General features: G+C 37.5%; 14 protein-coding genes and 1 tRNA gene. 8 read left to right on the top strand and 7 right to left on the bottom strand.

Annotated features, from left to right (window positions below; all coding sequences use genetic code 11):
- Window positions 1-11: 11 nt before the first annotated feature.
- Genes EOJ36_RS08615 through era form a run of 3 tightly spaced genes read right to left on the bottom strand, consistent with a single transcriptional unit; the run spans window position 12 to window position 2,596 of the window.
- Window positions 12-305, bottom strand: a complete 294-nt coding sequence (locus tag EOJ36_RS08615) for a hypothetical protein (RefSeq protein ID WP_127804365.1) — start codon at window positions 303-305, stop codon at window positions 12-14.
- Window positions 306-361: 56 nt separating this feature from the next.
- Window positions 362-1,684, bottom strand: a complete 1,323-nt coding sequence (gene der / locus EOJ36_RS08610) for a ribosome biogenesis GTPase Der (RefSeq protein WP_127804363.1) — start codon at window positions 1,682-1,684, stop codon at window positions 362-364.
- A gap of 9 nt (window positions 1,685-1,693) precedes the next feature.
- Complete coding sequence (era, locus tag EOJ36_RS08605; RefSeq protein WP_127804361.1) at window positions 1,694-2,596, bottom strand: GTPase Era; 903 nt, start codon at window positions 2,594-2,596, stop codon at window positions 1,694-1,696.
- Between the two features lie 94 nt (window positions 2,597-2,690).
- On the opposite strand from era, the gene EOJ36_RS08600 reads away from it, so the two are divergent.
- A tRNA-Met gene (locus tag EOJ36_RS08600) sits at window positions 2,691-2,763 on the top strand.
- Between the two features lie 276 nt (window positions 2,764-3,039).
- Here the strand turns inward: EOJ36_RS08600 and EOJ36_RS08595 are convergent.
- Window positions 3,040-3,327 (bottom strand): GIY-YIG nuclease family protein, encoded by a 288-nt coding sequence (locus EOJ36_RS08595; RefSeq protein WP_127804359.1) that lies wholly within the window; start codon window positions 3,325-3,327, stop codon window positions 3,040-3,042.
- A 325-nt stretch (window positions 3,328-3,652) separates the two neighbouring features.
- Here EOJ36_RS08595 and EOJ36_RS08590 point away from each other — a divergent pair, with 325 nt between their 5' ends.
- Window positions 3,653-5,014 carry a TrpB-like pyridoxal phosphate-dependent enzyme gene (locus EOJ36_RS08590; RefSeq protein WP_127804357.1) on the top strand — a complete coding sequence of 454 codons (1,362 nt, stop codon included), beginning with the start codon at window positions 3,653-3,655 and terminating at the stop codon, window positions 5,012-5,014.
- 81 nt (window positions 5,015-5,095) lie between these two features.
- Here the strand turns inward: EOJ36_RS08590 and bshA are convergent, their stop codons facing one another.
- Window positions 5,096-6,247: an N-acetyl-alpha-D-glucosaminyl L-malate synthase BshA gene (gene bshA, locus EOJ36_RS08585; RefSeq protein ID WP_127804355.1), complete on the bottom strand. Its 1,152-nt coding sequence runs from the start codon at window positions 6,245-6,247 to the stop codon at window positions 5,096-5,098.
- An 85-nt stretch (window positions 6,248-6,332) separates the two neighbouring features.
- Between bshA and purN the strand changes: the two genes are divergently transcribed.
- Window positions 6,333-6,893 carry a phosphoribosylglycinamide formyltransferase gene (gene purN / locus EOJ36_RS08580; RefSeq protein ID WP_127804354.1) on the top strand — a complete coding sequence of 187 codons (561 nt, stop codon included), beginning with the start codon at window positions 6,333-6,335 and terminating at the stop codon, window positions 6,891-6,893.
- Here purN and folK read toward each other — a convergent pair.
- A complete protein-coding gene (gene folK / locus EOJ36_RS08575; RefSeq protein ID WP_164847876.1) occupies window positions 6,886-7,371 on the bottom strand; it encodes a 2-amino-4-hydroxy-6-hydroxymethyldihydropteridine diphosphokinase in 486 nt (161 codons plus the stop codon). The genes purN and folK overlap by 8 nt on opposite strands.
- Window positions 7,372-7,405: 34 nt before the next feature.
- Between folK and EOJ36_RS08570 the strand changes: the two genes are divergently transcribed.
- The gene (locus tag EOJ36_RS08570; protein ID WP_127804350.1) at window positions 7,406-7,972 is read left to right on the top strand and encodes a YqgE/AlgH family protein; all 567 of its coding nucleotides are present in this window, start codon (window positions 7,406-7,408) and stop codon (window positions 7,970-7,972) included.
- Here EOJ36_RS08570 and recG read toward each other — a convergent pair.
- On the bottom strand, window positions 7,969-10,062 hold the full coding sequence (gene recG, locus EOJ36_RS08565) for an ATP-dependent DNA helicase RecG (protein WP_127804348.1): 2,094 nt from the start codon (window positions 10,060-10,062) through the stop codon (window positions 7,969-7,971). The two genes, EOJ36_RS08570 and recG, sit on opposite strands and share 4 nt — an antisense overlap.
- 68 nt (window positions 10,063-10,130) lie before the next feature.
- On the opposite strand from recG, the gene EOJ36_RS08560 reads away from it, so the two are divergent.
- The 4 genes from EOJ36_RS08560 to EOJ36_RS08545 are packed head-to-tail and all read left to right on the top strand — an operon-like array spanning window position 10,131 to window position 12,683.
- A complete protein-coding gene (locus EOJ36_RS08560; RefSeq protein WP_127804346.1) occupies window positions 10,131-10,811 on the top strand; it encodes a T9SS type B sorting domain-containing protein in 681 nt (226 codons plus the stop codon).
- Window positions 10,811-11,332, top strand: a complete 522-nt coding sequence (locus EOJ36_RS08555) for an NADH-quinone oxidoreductase subunit B (RefSeq protein WP_127804344.1) — start codon at window positions 10,811-10,813, stop codon at window positions 11,330-11,332. The genes EOJ36_RS08560 and EOJ36_RS08555 overlap by 1 nt, the downstream gene beginning before the upstream one ends.
- Complete coding sequence (locus EOJ36_RS08550) at window positions 11,329-11,805, top strand: NADH-quinone oxidoreductase subunit C (RefSeq protein ID WP_127804342.1); 477 nt, start codon at window positions 11,329-11,331, stop codon at window positions 11,803-11,805. The genes EOJ36_RS08555 and EOJ36_RS08550 overlap by 4 nt, the downstream gene beginning before the upstream one ends.
- Window positions 11,805-12,683 (top strand): glycosyltransferase family protein, encoded by an 879-nt coding sequence (locus EOJ36_RS08545; protein WP_127804340.1) that lies wholly within the window; start codon window positions 11,805-11,807, stop codon window positions 12,681-12,683. The genes EOJ36_RS08550 and EOJ36_RS08545 overlap by 1 nt, the downstream gene beginning before the upstream one ends.
- The last annotated feature ends 128 nt before the right edge of the window (window positions 12,684-12,811 follow it).

The raw sequence follows: 12,811 nt of genomic DNA, 5'->3' as shown, positions 1-12,811 counted from the left end.
GTGAGAATATTTTATACCCAAATTTCCTTATTATTCAATAAAGCCCATTTATAAGATTGGGCAGTTCCTGGATAATTTGAAGGTGAATTGTTATCTTTTCGAGCTTCAAAGCATTTGAATATTTCAGATTTGTTTTGATTGTAAGGTACATTTAATGTGTGTACCATAGGAATCCATTCTACGGTATTCTTGTTTGCTTTATATTTTAATGCAAGGCCTCTTTTGGTATGTATTGTTATTTTTTCAGAATTCAAAACAATTCTATTCCAAACACATTCTTCGCAATTACAATTTTGATGTTTCATAAATTTTATAATTGAACTCATAATTCATAACTCATACCTCATAACTCTAACTAAGTTTATTTCTTTCTAAAGAATACTGAAATTGGCGTTCCATCCAACTGAAAATGCTTACGCATTTGGTTTTCTAAATATCTTTCATAACTCTCCTTGATGTACTGTGGAAGGTTACAGAAGAATATAAACGTTGGATAGGGAGTTGAAACTTGTGTACAATATTTAATCTTAATGAATTTTCCTTTCCAAGCTGGAGGTGGATAAGCTTCAATAACGTTTAACATCACATCGTTTAGCTTGGAAGTTGAAATTTTTTGGGATCTATTTTCATACACTTCCAGCATTTTTTCAACCACTTGGAAAATACGTTTTTTCTCCAAAACGGATGCGAAAATAATAGGCATGTAATTGATTGGTGCCAAACGATCGCGAATTGCTTTTTCAAGTTTTACAGCAGTATGGGTGTCTTTAGCTACTAAATCCCACTTGTTGACCATCAATACTATTCCCTTTTTAGCTTTATCTGCCATGGATATGATATTCATGTCTTGAGCTTCCAATCCAGTTAAAGGGTCGATTGTAGTTGCATCAATTAAGATGATAACCACATCGGATTCCTCTAAAGCTTTGATAGATCGAAGTACCGAATAATATTCGATGTTGTCGTCTATTCTTGCTTTTCTACGAATTCCTGCCGTATCTGTGATGATAAAATCTTTTCCGTAGAGTGTATATCTATTTTGGATCGCATCACGAGTAGTACCAGCCAAATCCGTTACAATTGAGCGTTCTTTTCCTAATAGTGCATTTAAGAATGAAGATTTTCCGGCATTGGGCCTTCCTAAAATGGCAACACGAGGAACACCAGCTTCCGGATTTTCAATTCCTTCGTCTTTGAATGTTGCCACCATGTCGTCCAACATATCCCCTGTACCAGATCCACTTTCTGCAGCAATCGGATACGGGTCACCCAAACCCAATTCATAGAATTCGGAAGCATTCATTGCTTTTTCGTTCGTATCAGCTTTGTTAGCAACTAATAAAACGGGTTTTTTAGATTTGCGTAAAACTCTTGCGAATTCCTTATCAAGATCTGTTAATCCAGTTACACAATCTACCACAAAAAGCAGGACATTAGCCTCTTCCATAGCCAACTCAACCTGTTCACGGATGGCACCTTCAAAAACATCGTCGGAACCATGAACATACCCTCCCGTATCAATTACGGTAAAATATTTTCCACACCACTGACCATAGCCATAGTGGCGGTCGCGTGTAACCCCTGAAAGGTTATCCATGATGGCTTTTTTTTGTTCAATTAAACGATTGAACAAAGTGGATTTGCCCACATTGGGTCTTCCTACGATTGCAATAATATTTGACATGTCAATAAATTAATCGAGTATATACCCGAATGAACGCAATTTGTCCGATTTAGCTCTCCAATCCGGTTCAACTTTGACAAATTGCTCTAAAAATACTTTTTTGTTGAAAAACTTTTCCATGTCTTCACGGGCCTGAATTCCAACTTTTTTAATGCTTTCTCCTTTGTGTCCTATGATGATGGCACGTTGAGAAACACGTTCTACATAAATTTCTGCAGAAATGCGAATGATATCCGGCTGCTCTTTAAAAGAAGAAATTTTTACCTCGCAGGCATACGGAATTTCCTTTTTGTAATTCATGAAAATCTTTTCACGAATAATTTCGGCTGCAAAGAAACGCTCCGGTTTGTCTGTCAACTCCTCCGGATCAAAGAACGGTGGATGTACTGGTAAAAGTTCAATAAGGTACTTAAATATTTGGTCCAAATGAACTTTTTCCTGGGCTGAAATCGGCAAAATGGGTTTCCCTGGGAAAATTTGTTCCCAATAAGTCACTTTTTCTTGAAGCTTTTCAGCACTAACTAAATCTATTTTATTGAGTAAAACGATGATTGGGGTGTCTGTATGGTCCTTCCAATTAGTTAAAAACTCAAGGTCTTCGTATTCTTCAAACACGTCGGTCACGTACAATACAACGTCTGCGTCTTCCAAGGAGCTTTTTACAAATTGCATCATTGATTTGTGCAATTCGTATTTGGGTAAAAGGACTCCAGGGGTGTCTGAATAAACGATTTGGTAAGGAGTACCTTCGTGTTCACCGTTCAGCATGCCTAAAATACGGTGTCGGGTTGTTTGTGCTTTTGAGCTAACAATCGACAAGCGTTCTCCTACCAGTGCGTTCATGAGCGTACTTTTACCGACATTCGGTTTTCCGATGATGCTGATGAAGCCAGATTTGTAAGGATTAGACATTAATGAAGAGTAAATATTTAATAATATGATAATATTTTACAAAGATACTTGATTTTTTCGAAATAATCCCCCATCTTTGCAGTCCAATTTATATCGCGGGGTGGAGCAGTTGGTAGCTCGTTGGGCTCATAACCCAAAGGTCGTCAGTTCGAGTCTGGCCCCCGCTACTAGAAAAAAGGCAGGAAATTTTCCTGCCTTTTTTGTTTACAAAACGGAGCCTTCGAGTCTCTTCGCTTCGCTCAGCCTCAGTCTCCTTCCTGGAAGAGTTGATTTTTCTTGCAAATTTTTAAATAAAAACAGAATTCCTGCTAATTTTAATATCATTTTCAATAGTAGTCTGAGGTGTCACATTGAGCCTGTCGAAATGCTGAGCGAAGCGAAGAGACTCGAAGGCTCCGGTGAATTCGAAATACCGAACGAAGTGAGGGGACTCGAAGTCTCGGTTACAAAGCCCAATAAGCAATTGCCAATTTGGGTAGTAAATGCTGCTCTCCCTTAATTAATGCTTCTTTTTTCTCTCTCCGCCACCTTTGTACTTGTTTTTCTCGGGAAAAGGCCAGAGCTATATGTGGGTGGATTTCGTAATATATTAATTTGACGGGCAATCTGTTTTTGGTGTGGTTTGCGCCTTCTCCAACCTCGTGTTGTTTTATTCTTCTTTTAAGGTCGATTGTGCGGCTGCAGTAGTACGTGTCATCACTACATTTTAAAATGTACATAAATCCTTTCATGATTTGTGGTTAGATAATCTAAGTTAATGGTTTCAAGGAAATTTTGGATGTTTTGGATATAAAATTATCAGTAAGTTGAAGGTGGCTTCGAGAGCATTTCGGCAAACTCAATGTGGCACCTCAGTCTCCTTTCTGGGTAAATTGAATTCTAATGAATTAAATTATTCAAATTAAATTTTTTTAAAAACCAATAATATTATAATTGCCAACATGGAGACTGAGGCTGAGCGAAGCGAGGAAACTCGAAGGCTCCGGTGTGGACTTTTTCAAAAATAATTTGTACTTTTCAAATTCATTTAAAAACCTAAATACCTATTTAAACCCCATGGCATCAAGAAAAATACTTTTAGACGAATCCGAAATCCCTACACATTGGTATAATATCGTGGCAGATATGCCCAATAAACCACTTCCTCCTTTACATCCAGGTACACAGCAGCCTGTAGGACCAGAGGATTTAGCTCCTTTATTTCCTATGGAATTAATCAAGCAAGAGGTGACACAGGAGCGCTGGGTAGAAATACCTGATGAAGTAAGAAATTTATATTCAATCTGGCGACCAACCCCGATGTATCGTGCCCTAGGACTAGAAAAAGCCTTAAATACGAAATGTAAAATCTATTACAAATACGAGGGAACGAGTCCTGCTGGTTCTCACAAACCCAACACCGCCATCCCACAGGCATATTACAATGCGAAGGAAGGGGTAAAGAAAATATCTACAGAAACCGGTGCCGGCCAATGGGGCTCTGCTCTTAGCTTTGCTTGTTCTTTATTCAATATCGACTGTGAGGTTTACATGGTAAAAGTAAGTTACGATGGGAAACCTTACCGTAAAATCATGATGAATACTTGGGGCTCAAAGGTACATCCTTCTCCAACTAATTTGACAAATGCGGGTCGACAAATACTTGCCCAAGATCCGAATTCACCAGGAAGTTTGGGTATTGCCATCTCGGAAGCAGTTGAGGTGGCTGCTATGAATGAAGATACAAAATATGCACTAGGCTCTGTATTAAATCACGTTTTGATGCACCAAACTATTATAGGTTTAGAAGCTATGAAACAAATGGAAAAAGCAGGTGATTATCCTGATATTATTGTTGCGCCGTTTGGAGGGGGCTCTAACTTTGCAGGAATTACCTTCCCATTCTTGCAAAATAATTTAACCGGTGGACCACAAACCCGTGCCGTTGCCGTTGAACCAACTTCCTGTCCAAAATTGACTAGAGGGGTGTTCCGCTACGACTTTGGAGATACCGTAGGTATGACGCCATTGATCCCAATGTACACTTTGGGACATAATTTCATCCCTTCACCAATTCATGCCGGTGGACTTCGTTACCATGGAGCTGGAGCAATTATTAGTCAATTGTTGAAAGATGGCTTAATCGAAGCAGATGCAATCAATCAAAACGAATGTTTTGAAGCTGGTATTTTGTTCTCAAAAACGGAAGGAATTATTCCTGCTCCAGAAGCTACTCATGCAATTGCTGAAGTGATTCGACAAGTAAAACAAGCTGAAAAAGAAGGGGTTTCCAAAACGATTTTATTTAATCTTTGTGGACACGGAAACTTCGACCTTGGTTCTTATGAACAATATCTTGCAGGTAAATTAGTTGATTTCGAGGTGACTCAAGAGCAAATTGATGCTTCTTTGGCAGAGTTGAATACTCCGACTATATAAGTGAGCGAGTGAATTAGTGAGCCAGTGAGCAGAGTGAGCCAGTGAGCAAGTCTTTTAATTAAACTTTGCTCACTCTGCTCACTAAATTACTTTCTCCGGAAACCTCCAACTTTGTCCCAAGACTTTCTGATAATAAGCCTCATACTTTGGAAGAATAACTTTTAAATCAAACTCCTTGGCACGCAACAGCGCATTTTGTTTCATTTGGGAATGAAGGGCAGGGTCTTCTAAAATTTTGATACTATTGGCCGCCATATCATTGATGTCGCCAATTTCACTAACATAACCCGTTATGCCGTGTAAATTTACTTCGGGGATTCCACCCGCATTAGATGAAATTACAGGCACTTCACAGGCCATAGCCTCTAAAGCGGCTAGACCGAAACTCTCTTTTTCAGAAGTCAAATAAAATAAATCGGCTAATGAGAGGGCTTCTTCAATGATATCTAATTTTCCAAGAAATCGTACATCTTGGGAAACTCCTAATTCTCTACACAAATGCTCTATTCCTGTTCTTTCGGGGCCATCACCCACCAACAATAATTTTGAAGGTATGACTTTATTTACTTTCTCAAAAACCTGAACGATGTCTTGGATACGTTTAACAGCTCTAAAATTTGAAGTATGCATTAAAAGCATTTCTCCGTTGGGACAAATGGCCTTTTTGAAATGTGTCTTTTCTTGTCGCTTGAAACGATTTAAATCGATGAAATTAGGAATGACTTCTATATTGCTTAAAATCTCAAATTCGGAATATGTATCTTGTTTCAAACTTTCAGAAACTGCAGTTACACCATCCGACTCATTGATTGAAAAAGTAACTACGGGTTCAAAAGATGGATCTTTGCCTACCAAGGTAATGTCGGTTCCGTGTAGAGTCGTTATGACTGGGATATGTACACCTTTGTATTTTAAGATCTGTTTGGCCAAATAGGCCGCCGATGCGTGTGGAATGGCATAGTGAACGTGAATTAAATCTAATTTTTCATTTAAAGTCACATCCACCATTTTGCTGGCAAGGGCAGATTCGTAGGGTAAATATTCAAATAGAGGATAAGAAGCAACGCTCACCTCATGATAAAAGATGTTTTCAGAGAAAAAATCCAATCGAGGGGGTTGGGTATAGGTAATAAAATGCACCTCATGTCCAACAGCTGCCAAGGCCTTGCCTAATTCTGTAGCAACCACTCCACTGCCTCCATAGGTTGGGTAACAAATGATACCTATTTTCATTTCAAAATCGTTTGAACAAACAAAACTATGGGAAAATCAGAAAGGTTCAATATTTCGACTTAAATTTGTTGAAAAATTAACAAATTTGAAAAAGATTGTCATTTTCGCTTCGGGTTCTGGATCAAACGCAGAAAAAATTGCTGAGTATTTCAAAGATAAATGCTTACTGATTGAAAGAATTTATTGCAATAACCCGCAGGCAGGTGTCATTGCTCGTGCAGAGCGCCTAGGAATTCCTTGTCGAGTTTTTAATCGAGAAGAATATAAATCTGGACAAATTTTACATGAATTGCAGGCAGATTCGCCTGATCTAATTGTTTTAGCAGGATTTTTATGGCTAATTCCTGCCTCATTTGTACAGGCATTTCCAAATAAAATGATTAATCTACATCCGGCGTTGTTGCCCAAATTTGGTGGAAAAGGGATGTACGGACATCATGTACATGACGCAGTTGTTGCCCAAAAAGAAAAGGAGTCTGGTATCACTATTCATTTTGTGAATGAACATTATGATGAAGGAAATATTATTTTCCAAGGCTCATATCCTGTTTTACCAAGTGATACTGCTGACGATGTTGCCTCTAAAGGACAAGTTCTGGAACATAAACACTTTCCAGAAGTGATTGAAAAATTACTTTTCAACTAATCCTTTTAACTTTTAGCTGGTCAGCGCAATTGTCTAACAATTCACTTACAGACTTGCGTAGCATTGGATGTACCCAATTTGGATTAAGTTCAGCAAGGGGAACTAATATAAATTTTCTCTCTTGAATCCTTGGATGGGGTAGGACTAGTGATTCCGAATTTTCAATTTGATTATCAAAACTTAGTAAATCTAGATCTAAGGTACGTGGCCCCCAACGCTCAATTCGTTTTCTTTCAAATAATAATTCGATAGTTAACAAACTATCTAATAATTTTTTTGCATCAAATGAAGTTTCTATTAAAATGACTTGATTAAGAAAGTCATTTTGGTCTTCTTTTCCCCAGGCAGCGGTTTGGTAAATGGATGATTTTTGAATGATTTTGCCCAATTTTTTTTCAATTGCTAGAAGTGCATTTTGGAAAATTTCTAAAGTATTTCCAATATTTCCCCCCAAAGAGATATAGGCTAGATGTGACATATTCATTAAATTCGTTTCAAACTTACAAAAAAATATGGCGTTTAAGAGAAATGTACCTCTACAAGCTGGAACACTTTTGGTTGCAGAACCATATTTGGGAGATCTTTCTTTTCACAGAAAAGTGGTTTTGATTTGTGAGCATTCGGCTTCCCATACCTTTGGCTTAATCCTAAATCAAAAGCATGATACGATTTTAGAGCCCTTTTTGGAGGGTCAAAGTTTAGAGGATATCCCATTATTTTCGGGTGGTCCTGTCGATCCAAGTATTTTGCAATTTTTGCATAAAAGACCTGATTTAATTTCAGGCGGGGTAAGAATAGTGGATGATTTGTATTGGGCGGGTGATTTTAACGAGGCAATTGATGCCATTGTAAATGAGAAAATAAATTTCGATGAAATAAAATTCTTTATTGGCTATTCAGGATGGGATGGTGGCCAGTTGGAACGAGAAATAGATTCTAATTCTTGGCATTTGGCAAAGGTTCAACCTAAATATGTTTTTGATACACCTTTTGCCGATTTGTGGAGGCAAGTTTTGCAAGATTTAGGGGGAGATTACCGGGTTTTGGCGACTTACCCTGATGACCCAAGTTTAAATTAAGAAATTTGCGCCCAATTGGTTTGGTCTTTTCTTTGGAGAGCTATTTGTTGACGTATAACCTGGTTTTTTTCTTCTTTTAATTCTGGGTCAGCAGTTAGAATTTCAATAGCCGTTTCTCTAGCAAATTTAAGAATTTCCGAATCTTTTGCTAAATCGGCAATCATCATGTCTACGGCACCAGATTGTCGGGTACCGCTCATGTCTCCGGGTCCTCTTAATTCTAAATCTACTTCAGCAATTTCGAATCCATTATTAGTTTTCACCATGGTTTCAATCCTTTTCTTGGTATCAACACCTAATTCGTATTTAGTCATGAGAATGCAATAACTTTGATCAGCACCTCTTCCCACACGACCTCTTAATTGATGCAATTGAGAAAGTCCAAATCGCTCTGCATTTTCTATGACCATCACTGAGGCGTTAGGTACATTTACTCCTACTTCAATTACCGTAGTTGCAACCATGATTTGGGTTTCTTGTTTCAAAAAGCGAGCCATTTCAAAGTCTTTATCTGCAGGTTTCATTTTTCCATGCAAAATACTTAAATGTTGATTTGGGAAAGCTCTTGAAATACTTTCGTAGCCATCCATCAAATCTTTTAGGTCCATTTTTTCGGATTCTTCTATCAATGGATACACCACATATATTTGTCGACCTTTTTCGATTTCTCTTTGCATAAACCCAAAAACTTGTAGGCGGTGCGCATCAAATCGATGAATGGTTTGAATGGGTTTTCTTCCTGCTGGTAATTGGTCGATAACAGAAATATCTAAATCCCCATATAAAGTCATCGCCAAAGTTCTAGGAATTGGAGTAGCAGTCATGACTAAAATATGAGGATGTATATTTTGGTTTTTCTCCCAAAGTTTTGCTCTTTGGGCTACACCAAAGCGGTGTTGCTCGTCTATGATACAAAGTCCAAGGTTTTTGAAAACAACAGGATCCTCTAAAATGGCATGTGTTCCAACCAAAATTTGAAGTTTTCCATTTGCCAAGTTTTCAAAAAGTTCAATGCGATCTTTTTTCTTTGTGGATCCGGTTAATTTGGCAATCGTAATTCCCATTGCCTCCGCAAAGACTGAAAGTCCTTTGAAGTGTTGGTCGGCCAAAATTTCTGTTGGGGCAATAATACAGGCTTGCGCTTTGTTGTCGATTGCCAAGAGCATACAAATAAAGGCCACTATTGTTTTTCCGGAGCCCACATCACCTTGTAGCAGTCGATTCATTTGTTGGCCCGATTTCATGTCGTTAAAAATCTCCCGAATAACTTTTTTCTGTGCATCTGTTAATTCAAACGGTAAATGTTCGTGGTAAAAGTTTTTTAAGAGAGCTGCAGAAGAAAATATTTGGCCAGGGTAGGAGTTTTTTCGGATCAAATTATGCTTTACTAAGCGTAATTGATTGTAAAAAAGTTCTTCAAATTTTAGTCGACGTTTGGCTTGGTGCAGCCATGCTTCTGAAGCAGGCAGATGTATTTGGTACAAGGCCTCCTGTTTACTTATTAACTTAAATCGTTGAATTATTTCCTCGGAAAGTGTTTCTCTGATGTAGGGGAAGGAGATGGCAAGAAGGTTTTTTTGTAATCCTGCAATAACCTTGCTATCAATGTATTTTTTTCGAAGTTTTTCGGTTAGGGAATAAATGGGTTGAAAAGATTTTTCGGTTTGTTCCTGACTTTTAAATAATTCCATTTCCGGATGAGTCATTTGCAAATTCCCATTGAAAAATGTTGGTTTTCCATAGAATATAAACTCCAGTCCGGGTTTTATGGTTTTTTCTATCCATTGTATGCCCTTAAACCAAACCAATTCTATTCGGCCCGATTCATCAGAAACCTCCGCAACTAGTCGTTGTTTGTGCCCAACTCCAATTTTTTCATAGGACCGAATGCGACCGATGAACTGTGCATGTTCCATTCCTTCGTGTATTTCTCGAATTTTGTGAAAATGGGTTCTGTCCTCGTAACGGAAAGGGTAATACTGGATTAAGTCGGCAAAGGTGAATAATCGAAGCTCATTTTGGAGCAAGGGCAATCGTTGAGGAGTAACTCCTTTTAATTTGGAAAGCTCTTGTTCAAAAAAATGAGACATTTGAAATCGAAAAATTTTGTGAATTTAGGTATATTTACCAATTGGATGAAAATCTGCGAGCAGTAAAAATGATTTTAGGTAAAAAATTAAAAGTTTCTTGGTTATTCTTAATCCTGATTGGAGTATTTTTCAATGCAATACAAGGTTTTTCACAATGTGGAATTAAAAACTTGCCAACAAAGCTAGTTTATATTGGAAAGGATAATGTGGATGATAACCTTGGTACCAAAAATCCTGCTCCAATAAGTATTCCTTTACCTATTTCATTTGAAAGTGAAGCTGCTAAATCGAATATTAAGTGGACGATAGGGTATGAATTGTTGAATCATTTAGATGCTACATCACTGGCACAAAATAAATTAGTTTTGTCTTTAGGATCATTAAATTCCATAGAAGAGCATATTTTGAAAGGAAGTTGTGGGGCAACAAGTGTGGATCAGGTGGAGATAAGTATAAAATTGTTACCAGCGGTGCATCCGAGAAATGCGATAACGGGAAATGCAGATGATATAAATGCCTTTTGGGATATCATTAATTTGGAAAAATACACAAGAACCTTACCAATTGTAAAAGTATTTGATCGGTGGGGAAAAATTGTATTTGAATCTACTGATGGATATGTGAACAAAAAATTTATAGGGATAAATTCATCTGGTTCGATGTATTTACCAACAGGTACTTATATTTATTCGATAATTCCTGAACCGGATTATCCTGAATTAATTGGGGAATTAACTTTAATACGCTAATGAAGGGCTTTTTAGATCAATCATTTGCTTCTGAGGGTCCCGTTGTAACAACGGTGGAGGATTTGCTAAATTGGGCACGGGCTAGCTCTTTATGGCCCATGGGATTTGGATTGGCATGTTGTGCCATTGAAATGATGCAAACCTTTGCTTCAGGCTATGATTTAGACCGATTGGGAGTTTTTCCAAGGCCTTCACCTCGACAATCAGATGTTATGATTGTGGCAGGAACGGTTACCTTTAAAATGGCAGATAGAATTCGTCGTTTGTACGAACAAATGGCCGAACCGAGGTATGTGATTTCAATGGGATCTTGTTCTAATTGTGGTGGACCTTATTGGGAACATGGATACCATGTGGTAAAAGGTGTGGATCGAATTATTCCTGTGGATGTATATGTGCCCGGTTGTCCGCCAAGGCCAGAGGCATTGATTGGAGGGATTTTGAAATTACAAGAAAAAATTCAGCAAGAGACCATTCAAGCACCTAAAAAAATATTAGCTGCCTTAGCCGATCAATCATGAAAGAACTTTCCTTTTTCCAAAACCTGATTCAAAACCATTTGGGCTGTGAAACGGTCTTGTTGGATCATAGACAATTGGAATGTAATCCGGATGATTTAGTCAAAATTGTTGATTTTTTGTGGAAATCGCCCGAAACTTATTTTGATCAATTGTCGTGCATAACTGCCGTTGATAATGGTCTAGAAAAAAACACATTTGATATAATTTATACCTTATATTCTATTCCTTTCAATGAAACATTGCATTTGAAAGTAATTCTTTCTCGTGAAGGTAATCCAGAAATAGATAGTTTAACTGCTATTTATAAAACAGCAGATTGGCACGAAAGAGAAGCATTTGATCTGATGGGAATACATTTCAAAGGACACCCTGATCTAAGAAGAATTTTGATGCCAGAAGATTGGAAAGGCCATCCACTTAGAAAAGATTATGAAGTGCAGGAGAACTATCACGGAATTAAGGTGAAATATTAATGAAGGTAGCAGGATTCACTTTTATCAGAAATGCCATCAAGAATGATTATTCAATTGTTGAGGCAATTCAATCTATTTTACCCATTTGTGAAGAATTTGTAGTGGCCGTAGGAAATTCTGAAGATGATACCTTGGGACTTATACAATCTATCAATTCTCCAAAAATAAAAATTATTCAAACAGTTTGGGATGATTCCAAACGGGCTGGGGGTGAGGCATTTGCATTGGAAACCGATAAGGCTTTGATGCAAGTTTCAAAAGATGTGGATTGGGCCTTTTATATCCAGGGAGATGAATGTGTACATGAGGAAGATTTGCCCGTAATTCAGTCGGAAATGGCAAAATATTTGTCAGATTCTAAGGTAGAAGGTTTACTTTTTCATTATAAACATTTTTATGGCTCTTATGATTATTTAGCTCATTCTAGAAGGTGGTATCGAAGGGAAATAAGAATTGTCCGACCGCACATTGGCGTCCATTCTTATCGGGACGCCCAAGGGTTTAGATTAAATAATAGGAAGTTAAATGTTAAACTTATTCCCGCATTTATTTACCACTACGGATGGGTAAAACCTCCTTCGGGCATTCATAATAAGGTTCGGAATTTCAATCAATTTTATAAAGATGAGCAGTGGATGAAGGAAAATATGCCGGAATCTTTTGAATTTGATTTTAGTAATGCGGATCGACTTTTGCGGTTTGAAGGGAAACATCCAAAAGTTATGCAGAAGCGAATTGAAGAGCAAAATTGGCCTTTGTTTGTTGATACCAAAAAAGTGAGTGAAAAAATGAATTTTAGAAGAAAAGTCCTACAATTCATTGAAGATAAAACGGGTTGGAGATTGGGGGAATATAAAAATTATGAGATTTTGAAATGAAATTTTTTAGAAAGAACTAATTTTTATCAATATTTTGATTTGATTTTTTTCAATTTTATTTTTAGGGGAGATATCACCCCTTACCCCCTGCAATTTAGTATATATTTATAAAAGTAAATTGATAATTT

Source organism: Sandaracinomonas limnophila (assembly GCF_004005965.1).
Lineage (GTDB): Bacteria > Bacteroidota > Bacteroidia > Cytophagales > Spirosomataceae > Sandaracinomonas > Sandaracinomonas limnophila.
This window is presented reverse-complemented; position numbering and strand designations above follow the sequence as displayed.